The organism is Bacillus tuaregi (genome assembly GCF_900104575.1).
In the GTDB taxonomy this organism is placed as follows: domain Bacteria; phylum Bacillota; class Bacilli; order Bacillales; family Cytobacillaceae; genus Bacillus_BD; species Bacillus_BD tuaregi.
Map to the genome: position 1 here is coordinate 1,114,178 of NZ_LT629731.1, position 16,538 is coordinate 1,130,715.

At 37.8% G+C, this 16,538-nt stretch carries 16 protein-coding genes; 7 read left to right on the forward strand and 9 right to left on the reverse strand.

Annotated features, from left to right (window positions below; all coding sequences use genetic code 11):
* Nucleotides 1-10 precede the first annotated feature (10 nt).
* The 3 genes from BQ5321_RS07670 to BQ5321_RS07680 all read right to left on the reverse strand — a co-directional run bounded on the left by BQ5321_RS07670 (nt 11) and on the right by BQ5321_RS07680 (nt 3,387).
* Nucleotides 11-2,290: an ATP-dependent helicase gene (locus tag BQ5321_RS07670; protein WP_071393937.1), complete on the reverse strand. Its 2,280-nt coding sequence runs from the start codon at nt 2,288-2,290 to the stop codon at nt 11-13.
* A gap of 141 nt (nt 2,291-2,431) precedes the next feature.
* Entirely contained in the window at nt 2,432-2,869 is a 438-nt protein-coding gene (locus BQ5321_RS07675; protein WP_071393938.1) for a GNAT family N-acetyltransferase, read from the reverse strand.
* Between the two features lie 5 nt (nt 2,870-2,874).
* On the reverse strand, nt 2,875-3,387 hold the full coding sequence (locus BQ5321_RS07680; protein WP_071393939.1) for a 2'-5' RNA ligase family protein: 513 nt from the start codon (nt 3,385-3,387) through the stop codon (nt 2,875-2,877).
* A gap of 338 nt (nt 3,388-3,725) precedes the next feature.
* On the opposite strand from BQ5321_RS07680, the gene BQ5321_RS07685 reads away from it, so the two are divergent.
* From BQ5321_RS07685 to BQ5321_RS07695, 3 genes are all read left to right on the forward strand, one after another.
* A complete protein-coding gene (locus tag BQ5321_RS07685; RefSeq protein ID WP_390622184.1) occupies nt 3,726-4,706 on the forward strand; it encodes a TAXI family TRAP transporter solute-binding subunit in 981 nt (326 codons plus the stop codon).
* A gap of 125 nt (nt 4,707-4,831) precedes the next feature.
* A complete protein-coding gene (locus BQ5321_RS07690; protein WP_234978367.1) occupies nt 4,832-5,356 on the forward strand; it encodes a DUF1850 domain-containing protein in 525 nt (174 codons plus the stop codon).
* The gene (locus BQ5321_RS07695; RefSeq protein WP_071393941.1) at nt 5,346-7,307 is read left to right on the forward strand and encodes a TRAP transporter permease; all 1,962 of its coding nucleotides are present in this window, start codon (nt 5,346-5,348) and stop codon (nt 7,305-7,307) included. The genes BQ5321_RS07690 and BQ5321_RS07695 overlap by 11 nt, the downstream gene beginning before the upstream one ends.
* 130 nt (nt 7,308-7,437) lie before the next feature.
* On the opposite strand, the gene BQ5321_RS07700 is transcribed toward BQ5321_RS07695, so the two are convergent.
* The gene (locus BQ5321_RS07700; RefSeq protein ID WP_071393942.1) at nt 7,438-7,659 is read right to left on the reverse strand and encodes a hypothetical protein; all 222 of its coding nucleotides are present in this window, start codon (nt 7,657-7,659) and stop codon (nt 7,438-7,440) included.
* A 299-nt stretch (nt 7,660-7,958) separates the two neighbouring features.
* Here BQ5321_RS07700 and BQ5321_RS07705 point away from each other — a divergent pair, with 299 nt between their 5' ends.
* Nucleotides 7,959-9,179 (forward strand): amidohydrolase family protein, encoded by a 1,221-nt coding sequence (locus tag BQ5321_RS07705; protein ID WP_071393943.1) that lies wholly within the window; start codon nt 7,959-7,961, stop codon nt 9,177-9,179.
* Between the two features lie 91 nt (nt 9,180-9,270).
* Here the strand turns inward: BQ5321_RS07705 and BQ5321_RS24400 are convergent, their stop codons facing one another.
* The 5 genes from BQ5321_RS24400 to BQ5321_RS07715 form a co-directional block, all read right to left on the reverse strand.
* Entirely contained in the window at nt 9,271-9,408 is a 138-nt protein-coding gene (locus BQ5321_RS24400; protein WP_187143726.1) for a hypothetical protein, read from the reverse strand.
* 40 nt (nt 9,409-9,448) lie between these two features.
* A complete protein-coding gene (locus BQ5321_RS24405) occupies nt 9,449-9,589 on the reverse strand; it encodes a hypothetical protein (protein ID WP_187143727.1) in 141 nt (46 codons plus the stop codon).
* An 89-nt stretch (nt 9,590-9,678) separates the two neighbouring features.
* Complete coding sequence (locus tag BQ5321_RS23680; protein WP_084786684.1) at nt 9,679-9,819, reverse strand: DUF2292 domain-containing protein; 141 nt, start codon at nt 9,817-9,819, stop codon at nt 9,679-9,681.
* Between the two features lie 186 nt (nt 9,820-10,005).
* Nucleotides 10,006-10,830 carry an ABC transporter permease gene (locus BQ5321_RS07710; RefSeq protein WP_071393944.1) on the reverse strand — a complete coding sequence of 275 codons (825 nt, stop codon included), beginning with the start codon at nt 10,828-10,830 and terminating at the stop codon, nt 10,006-10,008.
* 27 nt (nt 10,831-10,857) lie between these two features.
* Nucleotides 10,858-11,625 carry an ABC transporter ATP-binding protein gene (locus BQ5321_RS07715; protein ID WP_071393945.1) on the reverse strand — a complete coding sequence of 256 codons (768 nt, stop codon included), beginning with the start codon at nt 11,623-11,625 and terminating at the stop codon, nt 10,858-10,860.
* A gap of 424 nt (nt 11,626-12,049) precedes the next feature.
* On the opposite strand from BQ5321_RS07715, the gene BQ5321_RS07720 reads away from it, so the two are divergent.
* From BQ5321_RS07720 to BQ5321_RS07730, 3 genes are all read left to right on the forward strand, one after another.
* Nucleotides 12,050-12,940, forward strand: a complete 891-nt coding sequence (locus tag BQ5321_RS07720; RefSeq protein ID WP_071393946.1) for a TauD/TfdA dioxygenase family protein — start codon at nt 12,050-12,052, stop codon at nt 12,938-12,940.
* Between the two features lie 119 nt (nt 12,941-13,059).
* Nucleotides 13,060-14,061 (forward strand): ABC transporter substrate-binding protein, encoded by a 1,002-nt coding sequence (locus BQ5321_RS07725; protein ID WP_071393947.1) that lies wholly within the window; start codon nt 13,060-13,062, stop codon nt 14,059-14,061.
* Between the two features lie 529 nt (nt 14,062-14,590).
* The gene (locus BQ5321_RS07730; protein ID WP_071393948.1) at nt 14,591-16,513 is read left to right on the forward strand and encodes a PTS mannitol transporter subunit IICBA; all 1,923 of its coding nucleotides are present in this window, start codon (nt 14,591-14,593) and stop codon (nt 16,511-16,513) included.
* Nucleotides 16,514-16,538 lie beyond the last annotated feature (25 nt).

The following is a 16,538-nucleotide window of genomic DNA, read 5'->3' on the forward strand; positions in this document are numbered from 1 at the left end:
AGGCATCATATTAATATCGAATAGATGTTAAAAAACGAGATGGATTTGCCTTTTTACCACGTCTATTTTGTGGTACGGAAAGATATAATTCCTCTTTAGCACGGGTTACGGCCACATATAAAAGACGTCTTTCCTCTTCAAGCGGCTCACTGTCAGCATTACGAAGAGATTCTAGTGCATAATCATGGGGAATACTTCCATCAACCGTTCCAAGAACATATACCATCTTATATTCTAATCCTTTTGCACGATGGATAGTACTTAAGGTAACGGCATTTTTTGTCTTTTTACTTTGCTGTTTCATTTCTTTATTCATCGCTGCCATATGGTCAGCATGGTCAAGAAAATCTTGAATGGAAGTGAAGTTTTTTGCCGCCACTTTAAGGTCACGAATATCGTCAGAACCTTTATCCCATTGATTTCCTTCGTTTCCTCGTTTTTTTAGAAACTCCTGAAAACCGAGTTCCTTCTCGATCTTTTCAATAGCAGCAAGCGGTGATCTTCCTGTTAACGAGCGGATAACAGGAGCGACCTTCTTCAGCTTTTTTTCTTGAAATGGAAACTTAGTCTTTACGTGGCTGACGCAATCGAGTAGGGTAGAGTCATTCAAAATACTTTCGGCTTTTAAATCTGTAAGGACTGTCTGTTTAAGAAACAGGGATGGCAGTATGCTCGCCATTGCCTGCTGATCATCTTCATTCAAGGTCAACTTTAAAAAGGATAGCATACTTTTGATAATAAATCGTTCATAGAATGAATCGATATCCTGATCAATTTTAAATGGAAGACTAGAAGTTGTCAGTCTTTCAAACACTGCTCTTGCGGCAGTATTGGTGCGAAAGAGGATGGCAAAATCACTAGGATCAGCACCAGCAGCTATTTTTTCACTTATATCCGTCACAATCATCGTGGCTTCCTCTTCTTCATCTTCAGGAAAGAATAAGACAGGAGCATGATGGTTCGTAAATTGGGCATGCATTTGTTTAGGGCGACGGTGTTTATTACCGACTATAATTTTATTAGCAGCCTCAACAATGGAATGAGAGGAACGGTAATTTTCACTCAAATGAACGACCTCTGCCTGAGGGAAATCCCTCTCGAAATATCGGATATATTGTGGATCACTTCCGCGAAAAGCATAGATAGATTGATCATCATCTCCCACTACGAATACATTTTTCTTTTTCTTAGAGAGCATTTTGATGAGTTCATACTGGACTTTATTCACATCCTGAAATTCGTCAATGAGAAAATAATCAAAGCGATTTTGATAGCGTTCAAGTAAATCAGGTTCCTCTTCTAACAGCTGATGGCAGCCTGATAGCATATCATCAAAATCGAACAGTTCTTTTTCCTTTTTAAATTGTTCGTATCGTTCGTATAAAAACAATACCTTTTCATCCCAGCTGGTTTCCGTCTTCACCTGTTTAGGCGACTTCATAGAATTCTTCCAATAGCCAATCTGCTGCATGGCTGCGTCATAGGCGAATTCTTTCTCATCGAGTTCCAGTTCTCTACCGGCATCCTTCAAAATTTGCCGGCGCTGCCACTCAATATTTAAGAGTCTATTGCTGTTCCATTTTTCGGGTTGATGATGAGCGAGAATTCGATAAAAAATACTGTGAAAGGTGCCTGTGACAAGACGATTTATTTGGCTAGTGTTGATGTTTGGATAGTTTAACAGCCTTGCTTTCATTTCGGCGGCTGCCTTTGCAGTAAATGTCACAAGCATGATTCGATTAGCTTCTACACTTTGTTCCGTTAGCAAATAAGCAGTTCTAGCAGTCAATACCGCTGTTTTACCGCTCCCGGCTCCGGCCAGTACAAGAAGAGCACCGTTTGGATGGAGGACAGCTTCTGCTTGATTGCCATCTAAATAAATATTTGCTCCCTCTAGAGCCCTTATATAAGAAGAATTAATAGTAGACATATCTTTTTCATTTGAAATGAAGGGGGGGAGCTGAGCCACAGTCTTAGCAGATTTAAAGCTGGTTTCACTATTTTTTGTCATGGTTATTGTGCGAGAAGTAGGGAGACGGAATCCGTTAATTTCCTGTTCTGTATCAGCTGTTGACTTTTCTATAGTAGCAGGATCTTGGCATGTTGGTTTTTTTGTATAGATATGTTGAAAAAATGGGTCCTTTGTAATTCCTAAAAATAATCTAACTTTTTCTGAACATACAGGGCATTCTAATAGCCCTTTTTTACCTTCATCATATATACGTTGATAGGATGATCGATTCGTATTATCAAGATAGATTAATTGATTCCCTTGTTTCGCTGTTTTCATATACATTTCTCATCCTTTTTAAATCTAAATAAGACAAACTTAATCATATCAAAAATTAGCTTGATACAAAAGGAGTGATTTTAGATTGGAATGTTATATATAGCGATATGGAACCTAAATAAAAAGCCCTGCAAGCAGGGCTTATATTTCTTTAATCATTGTTTTATGAGGAATGCCGGCATCGAGAAATTCATCCGAGACAACTTGATATCCTAATTTACTGTAAAAGGGAATTGCATGTGTTTGTGCATTCAGCTTTAGTCGCTTGATGCCTTTCTCTTTAGCAAATGTAGCGATTTTCTCCATGATTGCCTGACCGGCACCCATGCCGCGGAAGTCCTTTAGCACACAAATTCGTTCAACCTTGCCGTACCCGTCTACTGTTCTATATCGTCCTGCACCAGCAGGTTTTTCGTCAATGTACAGTATAAAGTGTGTTGATTGTGGTTCAAGGTCATCAATTTCTTCCGCCGGTGGGACCTGCTGCTCTATAACAAATACAGTTTTACGTATATTGAAAGCGTCATTTAGCTGCTTTTCGTTGCTGACTATCTGTACATCTAACGATTTAAGATTCATTGTTGTTATTCCTTTCCAAGACGAAATGTTTCATAGACTGTCCAAGATCCATTTTCAAGCTGATAGACAAGATGAAAACGATCTACCTGATCTTGCTTATTTAATTTTAACATTTGTAATGATCCAAATACATCTGAATGTTCATCATTTGTTAGTTTTTGACCAATTGTTATATGGGGAACATAGACATATTCAGGGATATGATTAGGAAATTGCGCTTCAATTTCATTGTGAAGGTTTACTAGGTCATCCTTTGGATCGATTTTTAAATAAATAACATTATTTACTGGTTTAAAGGAGCTGAACTTTGTGACGGTAATATCAAAGGGTTCAAATCTATGAGCCATCACATGGAGCATTGGAATGATAGTCTTGATTTCCTGATCATCTGCATCAAAGCCAGATTTTAAGGTGATATGTGGAGGTATATGTGTGTAATGTGGGTCATATCGTTTACGATAAGAGTTAACAAAATCTTGTAAAGGTTTTGCAGGGAAAATCACGATACCATATTTCATCTAGCTACCTCCGTAAAAAAAATTAAAAACATTATTAAAATCTAAGAGATTTATTGAATTTTATTATAACAAATATTCTCTCTTACCTGAAATAATCAACACTATCATATTTAAAGGTAGTTTACCCGAGCGAACTCAGGTAATCCGGACGCAAATTCGACGGGCGAATTTGATCATATAAATATTGGAACAGACTTTGGAATTATTCTTTTAAATTGACATAATTATTAAAAAATATGATAAAATTATAATTGGTGAATTGGGACTATATCTATTTATCCCAATTTTCATAAAAAAATAAAGGGGGAAATCTTTTGAGGAGAAAAACTTCATATTTCATGACGGTTCTATTGTTGGCGCTTTCTATGGTTTTGGCAGCCTGCAGCGGGTCAAGTGAGGAAACGAGTGGGGATTCTACTGATAATGGCGGCGGATCTGAAAAGCCGAAGTTTATCAGTATCCTGACAGGTGGAACTGGTGGTACATATTATCCACTTGGCGGAGCTTTTGCTAATATTATTTCAGAAGAAACAGGGATCGAAACAAATGCGGAAACGTCTGGTGCATCAGCTGAAAATATGACTACATTAAAAGACGGTAATGCAGAAATTGCTTTTTCACAAACAGACATCGCCTCCTATGCTGTTGAAGGAAAATTAATGTTTAAAGATTCGAAAATCGATAATGTACAAGCAATTGGTACCCTTTATCCTGAAACAATACAAATTGTCACAACTGAAAAATCAGGGATAAAATCAGTTGCAGACTTAAAAGGTAAAAAGGTGTCTGTTGGTGCACCAGGATCAGGGACAAACCCAAACGCTGAGCAGATTCTTGAAATGTACGGCATGACCTTTGATGATATTGAAAAGAAAGACCTTTCATTTGATGAATCTACTGCTGGTATCCAAGATGGTACAATTGATGCAGCCTTCGTTACAGCAGGTACCCCTACAGGTGCTGTCGAAGGATTATCTGCTACGGAAGATATTGTGATTGTGCCGATTGAACAGGAAAAAATCGATGAGCTTATTAAAAAATACCCATACTATATTCAGGATGAAGTGGCAAAGGGAACTTATGGACTTGAAGAAGCCGTTTCTACTGTAGCAGTACAAGCTATGCTCGTTGTGAGAGACGATCTTTCAGATGATGTTGTCTATGATATTACGAAAGCCATCTTTGAAAATCTAAACCTAGTAACCCATGCAAAAGCTAAATTAATTAAAGCTGAGAATGCTGTAAATGGTGTTGGTATAGATATTCACCCAGGAGCACAGAGATACTTCGATGAAAAAGGTATAAAAGCAGCTGAATAGTAGTCGCACTTACTCAGAGAATACTCAATATGTATGAATGAATGTTAGGCACTAAAAGCAGCCGGCTTATAATCATTTGGTTTAAAGCCGGCTTTTTGTTTTTCTACTTAGGAAGGGGGGAGTTGGTGAAAAACAAGATTGTTTATTTGCTCTTTTTATTACCCTTTTTCCTAATCATGATCCTTCTTCTCATTTTTACCCCAAAGACAGAAGCACTCGTTTTTCAATATCAAAATAGCGGGAAGACACTCGCCTATCTCTACATCTTGGAAGGAGAAACCTTTCAAATGAAATATACTCACTCGATTCATTTATCAGATGTTGTGGAAAGCTATGAGGTTTTGAGTGATGGGAGGATCAAGCAATATGAATTGATGTATGAGGATTTTGCGATTGGTATGCCTGCGAATGCCTCTGAAGGAGAGACATTTGAGCAGGTAGATGGAAAATATTATATAAAAAATATGGAGAGGATATTTCCATCCTTTGATCTTCGAGTTGGAAAGGTAAGGGCCAATCATACATTAATTTTTGAGGATAATGAATACCCGCTTTCTCAAATTATTGAGCCAGGGACATGGGTAAGGCTGAAAATTGAAACAATCAATCTTTGGCAAAGATGGAAAGGAGTGAATATCCTTGAAAAATGAATATGAAACTCTATCAGAGGAGCAACAACAGCAACTGCTAGAAAAATATGATCCTGAATCTGGAACAAGAAAGCTAAAGGGTATCATAGGTTGGATTGTCTTTTTTGGTCTTTTATCTTTTTCTCTTTTTCAACTCTACACATCTATCTTTGGTGTATTAACAGCACAGCTGCAACGCTCTATTCATTTGGGCTTTGCGTTAGCGTTAATATTTTTATTATTCCCGCTCAGAAAAAAGAATATAGGGAAAAAACATAAGGTTGCCTGGTATGATATCATTCTTGCTGTATCATCGATTGTGGTAGGTGCCTATTGGCCGTTAATGATAGATGATTTAGTTAACCGGGTTGGAAGGTTAACGGATATAGACTTTATTGTTGGATTGGTTGCAATATTATTAGTACTGGAAGCAACTAGACGGGCTGTTGGTCTGCCAATCATGATAATTGCTGTACTATTTCTTCTTTATGCCATTTTTGGTCCGTATATGCCTGGTTTTCTTGCTCATCGCGGATTAGAGCTTGACAGACTTGTACAAACCATGTTTTATACAACAGAGGGTATTTTAGGAACCCCGTTAGGAGTTTCCTCAACCTTCATCTTTTTATTTTTACTTTTCGGCGCTTTTTTAGTTAAAACAGGTGTTGGACAATATTTTAATGATTTGGCTGTTTCCATTGCAGGGAAAAGTACAGGTGGACCTGCAAAAGTAGCAGTGTTCTCTAGCGCCCTTCAAGGGACGATAAGCGGCAGCTCGGTGGCAAATGTCGTGACCTCAGGCTCTTTTACGATTCCAATGATGAAAAAACTTGGCTATAAAAAGGAATTTGCTGGAGCTGTCGAGGCTGCTGCTTCGACAGGAGGGCAATTAATGCCGCCTATTATGGGAGCCGCGGCATTCTTAATGGTTGAATTCATCGGCGGCGGTATCACCTATTGGGAAATTGCAAAAGCAGCAGCCATTCCTGCCTTGCTTTATTTTACAGGCATTTGGATCATGGTTCATTTAGAGGCGAAAAGAGTAGGTTTGCGAGGCCTAACAAAGGAAGAAATGCCAAACCGTAAAGAAGTATTAAAGGAAATTTATTTATTACTTCCAATTGTGGCTGTTATAGTTCTGTTAATGAGCGGTATGAGTGTGATGTTGGCAGCCCTCTACTCTATTATCATTACCATTCTTGTCAGTGCAGTAAAAAAGAAGACTCGCATGAACTTTAAATCCTTTATCGAGGCATTGGTGGATGGCGCACGGACCGCGCTGGGAGTAGCAGCAGCAACTGCTGCTGCTGGTATCATTGTTGGAGTTGTTACGAAAACGGGTCTTGGTCTAAAGCTTGCCAATGGTCTATTGGATCTGGCTGGGGGGTATTTAATTCCAACGTTGATGCTTACCATGGTAGCGGCTATTATTCTAGGGATGGGTTCTCCAACAACTGCAAACTATGTCATAACGTCTACTATAGCAGCACCAGCTATTATTTTACTTGGGGTACCAGATTTATCTGCTCATTTATTTGTGTTCTATTTTGGAATTATCGCAGATATCACTCCACCTGTAGCACTGGCAGCCTTTGCCGCATCTGCTGTGTCAGGGGGAGAACCAATTAAGACAGGTGTCAATGCTTCAAAGCTAGCAATTGGTGCCTTCATTATCCCGTATATGTTTGTGTTGTCACCGGAGTTATTAATGATTGATACGACATGGAGCTACCTAATATGGGTGGTGTTTACTGCCTTAGCTGGTATGATGTCGATTGGAGCTGGCGTTATTGGCTATTGGTTCCGGAAGCTGTCCTGGATTGAACGCCTTTTTGCTATAGGAGGGGGCCTCTGTTTAATCTATCCAGAGGGATTTTCTGATATCATTGGGCTTGCTATTTTCGCGGCCATCATTGTCGTACAATTTATTTTTAAGGGACACGATACACCTAAAACACAGGTTTCAGGATAAGCAAAAAGCATCAGAGATTCCAGAAATGATCTCTCTGATGCTTTTTAATTTCATAAAGGTAGTTTATCGAGCGAGCTCGATAAAAATCCGGACGCAAATTGGACGGGCGAATTTGATTAGTACCCATAACTTAACTGGTACGCTTTATTTCACGTCTGATCGGCATAATCGATAAGATATTATCTCTTTTGAAAATACGTGTCTGTCCTCTCAGGAGACAAAAGGCCTTTATATAGTCGTCATCCACTTGTTTAACTACGATTTTTCTTTGCGTAAACTGTTGTTTATCGGACAGGTAAATCATTTCAATCGGAACTTGCTCACTTAGTGATTTGTGGATAAGCAGCTTCATGTGGTAACACACACCTTGAGGTTTTTTATTTATTCTATACAAACGTACGTTCTTTTATACGTCACATGGGCTGCTAAGCACACAAAAATTCTTTCATCATAAAATAATAAAAACCGAAAAGAAAAATCAGCGCTGTTCTGTAAAAAATGGACAGTAATAGGAAATTTCATCCTATTTCCAATCACTCGGTTCCACGTTCTAACCAGACCATTAAGGATGTTTTTATAGTTGTGTTGACCTTATTCTTTCACGCTTGGTTCCTTGGAAATATAACTATTCCTTTATTGGTGGTGAAAACAATGTCGACTTTTGTTATAAAAGCTAAGAAAATCATGACAGTCTCGAAAAAAGGAACAATTGAACATGGAGCAATGGTTGTTCAAAATGGAAAAATCATTCACATCTCAACCTGGGAAAATGTAAAGCAAAAATATCATCAGGTACCGGTGATAGATTACGGCGAACATATCATTAGCCCTTCCCTCGTTGACTGTCATACACATCTACTCGAATTTGCCCCTCCATCAAAATTTCCAATTACAAAAGAAACCCATCTACTTGCTGGTAAATCAATCCTGTTGGAAGCCCTTTGCTCAGGCATTACAGCTTTGGGTGAGCAGGTGTGTGGTAATCCAATATGTGAATTGCGTGTCCCTGATATTAAACAGGCAGTACAGGATGTACCAATGGATATATGCTTCGCTGCTGCAAGTATTTCTGTAGGGTTTCAAAAGATCATTCACTTCACGGCCATAACCGGATCTACTCCAATTCCTCGAGAATACCTTGTCAATAAAGATCTTATAAAGGCATTAGCAGCAGCAAATGATTATGCCGGTGGAAATATTTTTATTAATGCTACCCCGGGAAATTTTCTAAAGCATGAAGTGCCGAATGCAGGAAAATTAATTCATTCGCAACAAGAGTTAACCGACATCGTGTCTAGCTTTCATGGATATGGGACAAAAATCGGTGCCAACGCTGCAGGAGAGCAGGGAATTCAAATGGCATTGGAAGCAGGATTTGACGTGCTTCATCATGCACACGGAATAACAGACAGGCAGATAGAAAAAGCGGCAAAACAAAAAATTATGGTCGTAGCAACGCCTCTTGGTGGATCGCATTTAGAGCCCAATTCATTTACAGAAATCATGAAAATGATTCATGCGAAGATTCCGCTTTCAATTTCAACAGGTGCCTTTCTTCCTCCTTATGAAAAAAATGCAGTCGCATTAACCGATGATAGAAAGAGATTAATCGGTCCAGAAGCATTAATGGCGATAGCTAATCCGTTCATGACTGGGATGCTGGAGCATGGATACAGTGAAAATGAGGCATTAGCACTTATTACGAGAAATCCGGCTAAGGTCCTTGGAAAGGAGAATCGATTTGGAAGCTTAGAAGAAGGAAAGGAAGCGAATTTACTTATTTCGGAAGGGATACCTGGGATAGAACTCATCAATCCAAATAAAATTAAAGCGGTGTATTTTCGGGGGGAAAAGGTAGTTGCCCGTCTATAAGAATTCATTCTCTAGCTGAAGCAGGGGGAATAACACTCAAGCTTAGATCCTGTATGACAAGAAAACCGGTCTAATTGACCGGTTTAATTTCTTAGACAATCCCATCTGTTTTGTCACTTTTATCTTTGTTTCGTTTATTGCCTTTACTGTTATCCCCGCTAAAAGGAACCTCACCATGAAGACTTGGAGAATTCTGATTCTTGCTGCCTTTATTGTATTTTTTAGTCATTCTCGCACAACCTTTCTTTTAGCCTGTAAGTTATGAGCCTTTACTGTCCGTCTGCACCATTTGAGGTTATTCTGCGCGTATGGGTATCTTCAAAGTTCTGATTTCTTAATGCTTTCACTTTGTCATTAATTAATTTTTTTTGGTCTACTTCTGCAGACGGTGTGAGTTTTTTCTTTGTCATGTGAAACCCTCCTTGAATTTTACTGGCAAGCATGATTAGTATGCTTCAATATTTGCATTTCATAAGAAATTCAAATATCAAATAAGGGTCTATTTTTGAAATCGATGCTTTTCAATGACTTCTAATTGTGTTATTTTTCCTTCGTGAATGACGATATTGAGTGATCCAAACTTAATTTTCTCTAATAACTCTACAATATTATTTAGCTTTTCTTGATCAATAATAGCCATTTACTATTCCTCCCACTTCCCTTTTTACTTAGAAAGGCACCTGTGCCATTAAATTGAAATGGTAAGGTGCCTTTGGTTGACCAATCAGCGAATATAGAATATACGTTATTTTAATTCATATAATTCCAATCAGTCAAGTGCGTTTTGGACCAATTCAGAATTATTAAACACATAAGTATCACTTTTTTATGCTTTAAAACTGTCTTGCCACTTCAATAGGCGATTTTCTAGAAAGCGTACAATGGAATCGGATATTTTTCCTGCCAGTGCAAATATGATAATTCCCACAAAAACAATATCTGTTTGCATAAAGGAGCGGGCATCCTGAATCATAAAACCAACCCCTCTGTCTGCCCCTAATAGTTCAGCGACGACTAAGCACATCCATGCGGCACTTAAGGCAAGTCGGATACCCAGCAAAATATTAGGGAGGGCTGCTGGAATCATCAGCTTAGATATTTTTTCGAATCGACTGTACTGTAAAATTTGAGCGACATCATATAGTTTTTGGTCTACATTTCGAATCCCTAAAAAGGATTGTAAATACAAAGGGAAAAAGGCACCTAGTGCAATCAGTAACACTTTTGATAATTCTCCAAAGCCGAACCACATAATGAAAAGTGGTGTAATAGCTAGTAGCGGGATGGTACGCAGCATTTGGATGGTAGGGTTTAAATACTCCTCCGACCTTTTATTCATTCCTACAGTGATCCCAACAAGTAAGCCGAAAAAACTACCCAGCGAAAAGCCGAGAAACGCTCGGGTTAAACTAATTTGCAGGTGAGACCCTAGTTCTCCTGATTGAATAAGCTCAATAAAGCTTGTAACAATTAATAACGGTGAAGAGAATAGTTGAGCCGGCATTATACCAATAAAGCCGAGTATTTGCCATAATAATAAAATCAAAACGGGAAGGGCTATTCCTCGAAAAACTCTGTTGCTTTTATTTGAGTTTGATTTCTTCTTTTTTATGGAAATGGCTTTGTTTTGAACAATTGTTTGTGTAGACATGATCTGTCTCATCCTTTCATATTGAAATTAAATACTCCAATCTTCCATATCGACAGGTGTATGTTCAAGATGGTTTAATATCAATGTTCGAAATTCTTGGAACGATTTGCTTGTTCTTCTTCTTGGATAAGGTAAATCAATCGATACATTTGCCTTTATTCGTCCGGGTTTCGCATCCATTACAACAACGGTAGAGGATAAAAATATCGCTTCATCAATATCATGTGTGACTAGCACCATGGTGGTTTGATTTTTCTCCCAAATTTCGAGAAGTGCTTCCTGCAAATGGCTGCGTGTGAAGGCGTCTAAAGCGCCAAAGGGTTCATCCAGCAGCAGAATTTCAGGATTACGAAGCAATGCTCTTGCGATTGCAACGCGCTGTGACATGCCTCCTGATAATTGTCTAGGATAAGCTTTTTCAAATCCCTTTAATTTCACGAGAGAAATTAAATCATCGACTCTTTTTCGTATATCTGGATCCTTTAATGAGAGATTACCGGCAATATTCTTTTCTACAGTAAGCCAAGGGAATAAGCGATGCTCTTGAAAAATAAAGCCGCGGTCTTTCGAAGGACCATGTACTTCCTGACTACCTACGATAATATTTCCTTCAAAATTCAAATCCAGTCCGGCAATTAATTTTAATAGGGTACTCTTCCCGCAGCCGCTCGAACCGATAACGGATAAAAACTCACCCTTCTTGACGATTAAATTAATGTTGTCTAATACATGTACATTCTCACTTTCATTGTGAAATGTTTTACTGATAGAACTCATTTGTAATACTGCGACCATATATTATTACCATCCTTTCTGAAATGAAAAAAGAGATCCAGCGAAGAGCAAATGTAGTCTTTTCGCTGAATCTCTAGTGGCCTAGTCGATTCATTTCATTTTTTTGATTTTCTATAAATTAACATGTTCTGAAGGAATAAGCAATACCCAATTAAATTTATAGGATTAATTATAAAAAGATGTTGACAGAATATTTTGTTCTCTGCTAAGATTCATTCATACACAAATTCGCTGACAAATATTGTTAAATAAAATAGTGTTAAAAGGATCCACTGGTCGACCAGAGATTCAACGAAGAGATGAGCCACGCTACCTCTTTGTTGAATCTCTTTTCTTTTTTTACTTAATCTTATTAAACGGGTTTGTTAAATCGGATTTGTGATGAAAAGGAAAAAATTCATTAATTATTGGGAGGAAATCGAAAATGACAACACAAACAAATCAATTAAAAGTAGTGCCTGTGGCAGGGAGAATTGGAGCAGAGGTTCAAGGAGTAAAATTAAGTAAGGACTTAGATGCAACCGTATTACAAGAAATTAAGCAGCTACTAAATGAATACAAGGTTCTATTTTTCAGAGAGCAACATCATTTAAACGATAATAGCCAGGAAGACTTTGCTGAATTGCTGGGTCAGCCATATGCTCATCCAACTGTTCCTGTGAAGGAGAATTCAAGCGCTATTCTTGAATTAGATTCCATACAAGGGGCAAAGGCAAACCATTGGCATACAGATGTTACCTTTGTTCCAGAAGTTCCTAAATACTCTATTTTAAGAGGTGTAACGATTCCAAGTGTGGGTGGTGATACGGTTTGGGCAAATACCAATACTGCATATGAAGGGTTGCCTGAAGAATTGAAAAAATTAGCAGATGAATTATGGGCCATTCATTCAAATGAATTTGATTATGCCCAATTAGCAGCAAAGGCAACTAATGAACAGGACGAAGTCAGACAAAGATATCGATCAGTATTTGAATCAACTGTTTATAAAACAAAACATCCAGTTGTTCATGTGCATGCTGAAACAGGTAAAAAACATTTATTACTAGGAGGCTTTGTTGGAAAATTGGAGGGTTATAGTACAAGTGAATCGGAAAAAATATTTAGCCTCCTTCAATCATACGTTACTCGTCTAGAAAATACAGTCCGTTGGAAATGGACTGAAGGGGATGTTGTGATTTGGGATAACTTAGCCACACAACATTATGCTGTCGCAGATTACGATGAGCACCGTATTGTACGAAGAGTGACAGTTGGAAAAGACATACCTGTTAACAAGGAAAATCAGCGAAGCACATTTATAACTAAAAAATAATGAACTTGTAACATGAGATTCAATAAAGAGTAGGAGCCTTTCCCTTTATTGAATCTCTACTATATTGATGTAAATCACTATTCAATTGATAAACAGGAATAGTAAGCTAGGAGGTAACCATGAAAAAAAATCGAAAAAGATTAATAGGATCGGTCTTTATATTTATTATAGCGATTTTTTTAATAGGATGCAGTACAGGAGTAAGTTCATCAACCCAAAAGGGTAAAAAAGATGAGTCAATCGTAGTCAACATAGCATTAAATGGCAAAATGAGTCCATTAACAATTGGAAGAGATAAAGGTTGGTTTGAGGAGGAGTTTTCTAAGTTAAATGCGAAAATTGAGTGGAGTGAGTTTACAAGTGGTCCTCCGCTTCTTGAATCACTGGCAGCCAATCATGTTGACATATCTTTTCTTGGTGACGGGGCACTTATTGCAGGGTTAGATAAGGATCTGCCTTTCGAAGTAATTGCTCAAACTAGTAACGGAAAATCAAATGTACGAATCATTACTCCTAATGACAGCGAGATTAAGAGTATTGAAGATTTAAAAGGGAAAAAAGTTGGAGTAGCATCAGGAACAACCGGGCATGTTTATTTAGCTAAGGCACTAAAATATCATGGTTTAACACTTGATGATGTTAGAATTATTAATCTTCAACCTGATGATGCTCAATCTGCTTTCGAAACAAAACAATTGGATGCATGGGCAGTCTGGGAACCTTATAAAACTAATAATGTTGAAAAAGGAATTGCGAAAGAATTAAATGTAGATGGAGAGATACTGGCACCTGGAGCTATTATTGCTCGTACTGGTTTTGCAAAGGAACATCCAGAAATGGTTGAAGCTTATTTGAAAGCTTATAAAAAATCTGCTGACTGGAGAATTGAGCATCCAGATGAAGCATCAGAAATTTATGCAGAGGTAACTAAAATACCAGTTGAAACGATAAAAAAAATCATTACAGCTGATGAACCAGATATTTTCTTCAGTAAAGAATCAATAAAAGCACAGCAAGAGTCAATTGAAGCTTTGGTTAAAGTAGGTTATATCAAGAATGAATTTAACTTTGAGGAACGTATTAACTATAAATATATAGATAAAGTTTTAAACGAAAAATGAGCAGGTTCATCCTGCTCATTTTTTAATATCTACATGTAAGCCGCCAAAAATAAGGTCGGAAACATTTTCATATCACCGCTTGATGTAAGGTCTTAGAAAGCTTCCAACATTATCTGCTCGGAAGGGTGCTTTTGTTATTATGGTCATTATTACATCTCCTTACAAAATATATGCGTAATTATATAAAAAATTTTTATAATTAGATAAGTATTAATTGAAAATATATATTGAAAATAATATGATGTATGTAGTTATCCAGAATGGCAAGTGGCTGAAGGGAATGTAATTTAGTCCTTAAGCCCCGGTACTATACTAAACATTACCCAATTACATACCAATACTATTGTATAAAAACACTTGTTTTCGAAAACAGTAAAAGTATCGAATACACGTGTTTTTATTGATTTTAAAGGTTTTAAAGTTTTGACACAAGGGATTGTGACAAAATTACGTCTACTATTCATTGTTTGGAAGCGCTTTATAAATTAATATCATAAGTGTAAAGCAAGTTAGAAAGGGAGTGGATAATATGTCCCAAGAAAATAAAAATATTAAAGTTCGCGTTCAGAAGTTCGGAAACTTTTTAAGTTCGATGGTAATGCCGAATATCGGCGCATTTATTGCATGGGGTCTTATAACAGCCCTGTTTATACCTACAGGCTGGATTCCAAATGAAAATTTAGCAGCTCTAGTTGATCCAATGGTTAAGTACTTACTTCCATTATTAATTGGTTATACAGGAGGTAAATTAGTATACGATACCCGAGGCGGAGTAGTTGGTGCAATTGCTACAATGGGAGTAGTCGTTGGTGCTGATATGCCGATGTTCTTGGGAGCCATGCTCATGGGTCCAATCGGGGGCTGGGTGATTAAGAAGTTTGACACTCTAATTGAAGGTAAAGTGAAAACTGGTTTTGAAATGCTGATTAATAACTTTTCATCAGGAATTCTTGGTGGAATTTTAGCGGTTCTTTCTTATTTATTAATCGGACCGGGAGTTACGGCATTAACAACAGTGTTAGTAGCTGGTGTGGAATGGATGCTGGAAGTCGGTGTGCTACCATTAACAAGTATCTTAATTGAACCAGCAAAAGTATTATTCTTAAATAATGCCATTAACCACGGTGTATTATCACCAATTGGAATTGAACAGGTAAAACAAACTGGCGAGTCAATCCTATTTTTACTTGAAGCAAACCCAGGACCAGGAATTGGTATTCTGTTAGCTTATTGCTTCTTTGGAAAAGGGACGGCAAAACAAACAGCTCCAGGTGCAGCAATTATTCACTTCTTTGGTGGGATTCATGAAATTTACTTCCCATATGTCTTAATGCATCCAATGTTATTCTTTGCAGCGATTTTAGGTGGAATAAGCGGCGTATTTACATTATCAATGCTTGGCGGTGGTTTGTTGGCTCCTGCATCTCCAGGAAGCTTCCTTGCAATCCTAGCTGTAACACCACAGGGTGTGGGTTCATATCTTGCGAATATTGCTGGAGTTCTTGTTGCAGCTGTTGTTTCATTCCTTGTTTCAGTATTAGTTTTAAAAACAAGTAAATCAAAAGAGGGCAACTTAGAAGAAGCATCTCAAAAAATGCAAGAAATGAAAGGAAAGCAAAGCAGTGTAGCAAGTGCCTTAACGGCAAACCCAACTGGTGGAAACGTAGAGTTAAACCCAGAAAATATCAATCAGGTCATTTTTGCCTGTGATGCCGGAATGGGTTCAAGTGCAATGGGTGCATCCCTACTACGAAAGAAAATTAAAGAAGCTGGGTTAGGGATTAAAGTAACAAATATGGCCATTAGTAATCTGCCAAATGATGCGCAGGTCGTTGTTACACAGGCAGAACTGACACCACGGGCTCAGCAAAAGGCTCCAACTGCTTATCACATTTCGGTTGACAACTTTTTATCTAGTCCAAAATATGATCAATTAGTAAGTCAATTAAAAGACGGAAACAATGGTTCTAGTGCACAGCAAACGGAGGTAGCAACTGAAAAGTCTACTAAATCTGATAGCAATGTGTTAAAGAAGGAAAATATCTTTCTAAACAAACAATTTGCTTCAAAAGAAGAAGCGATTCGTTTCGCAGGACAAGTGCTTGTTGATGGTGGGTATGTAAAGCCATCTTATATTGAAGCGATGATTGCACGGGATCAACTAACCTCAACATTTATGGGAAATGATGTAGCGATTCCTCATGGTACAGAAGAAGCAAAAGCTGATGTTTTAAAATCAGGAGTAACAATCATTCAAGTTCCAGAAGGTGTAGATTTTGATGGGAACAAAGTCCGTTTGATTTTCGGAATTGCTGGTAAAGCTGGTGGACATTTAGAAATTCTTTCGGCAATTGCTGTTACATGCTCTGAAATGGAAAATGTTGAAAAAATGGCAACTGCGAAGTCCGTGGACGATATTCTAGAGATTATCGGGTCATCATTTGAAAAATAAAAAGGTTAGAAAGATGCTTCGGCAT

What these genes read in the sequence shown, in the direction of transcription:
- BQ5321_RS07700 (WP_071393942.1), bottom strand. Translation starts at nt 7,659, where the DNA reads ATGAAGCTGCTTATCCACAAATCACTAAGTGAGCAAGTTCCGATTGAA.
- BQ5321_RS07705 (WP_071393943.1), top strand. Translation starts at nt 7,959, where the DNA reads ATGTCGACTTTTGTTATAAAAGCTAAGAAAATCATGACAGTCTCGAAA.
- BQ5321_RS07710 (WP_071393944.1), bottom strand. Translation starts at nt 10,830, where the DNA reads ATGTCTACACAAACAATTGTTCAAAACAAAGCCATTTCCATAAAAAAG.
- BQ5321_RS07715 (WP_071393945.1), bottom strand. Translation starts at nt 11,625, where the DNA reads ATGGTCGCAGTATTACAAATGAGTTCTATCAGTAAAACATTTCACAAT.
- BQ5321_RS23680 (WP_084786684.1), bottom strand. Translation starts at nt 9,819, where the DNA reads ATGGCTATTATTGATCAAGAAAAGCTAAATAATATTGTAGAGTTATTA.
- BQ5321_RS24400 (WP_187143726.1), bottom strand. Translation starts at nt 9,408, where the DNA reads ATGACTAAAAAATACAATAAAGGCAGCAAGAATCAGAATTCTCCAAGT.
- BQ5321_RS24405 (WP_187143727.1), bottom strand. Translation starts at nt 9,589, where the DNA reads ATGACAAAGAAAAAACTCACACCGTCTGCAGAAGTAGACCAAAAAAAA.
- BQ5321_RS07685 (WP_390622184.1), top strand. Translation starts at nt 3,726, where the DNA reads ATGACGGTTCTATTGTTGGCGCTTTCTATGGTTTTGGCAGCCTGCAGC.
- BQ5321_RS07725 (WP_071393947.1), top strand. Translation starts at nt 13,060, where the DNA reads ATGAAAAAAAATCGAAAAAGATTAATAGGATCGGTCTTTATATTTATT.
- BQ5321_RS07730 (WP_071393948.1), top strand. Translation starts at nt 14,591, where the DNA reads ATGTCCCAAGAAAATAAAAATATTAAAGTTCGCGTTCAGAAGTTCGGA.
- BQ5321_RS07670 (WP_071393937.1), bottom strand. Translation starts at nt 2,290, where the DNA reads ATGAAAACAGCGAAACAAGGGAATCAATTAATCTATCTTGATAATACG.
- BQ5321_RS07680 (WP_071393939.1), bottom strand. Translation starts at nt 3,387, where the DNA reads ATGAAATATGGTATCGTGATTTTCCCTGCAAAACCTTTACAAGATTTT.
- BQ5321_RS07720 (WP_071393946.1), top strand. Translation starts at nt 12,050, where the DNA reads ATGACAACACAAACAAATCAATTAAAAGTAGTGCCTGTGGCAGGGAGA.
- BQ5321_RS07675 (WP_071393938.1), bottom strand. Translation starts at nt 2,869, where the DNA reads ATGAATCTTAAATCGTTAGATGTACAGATAGTCAGCAACGAAAAGCAG.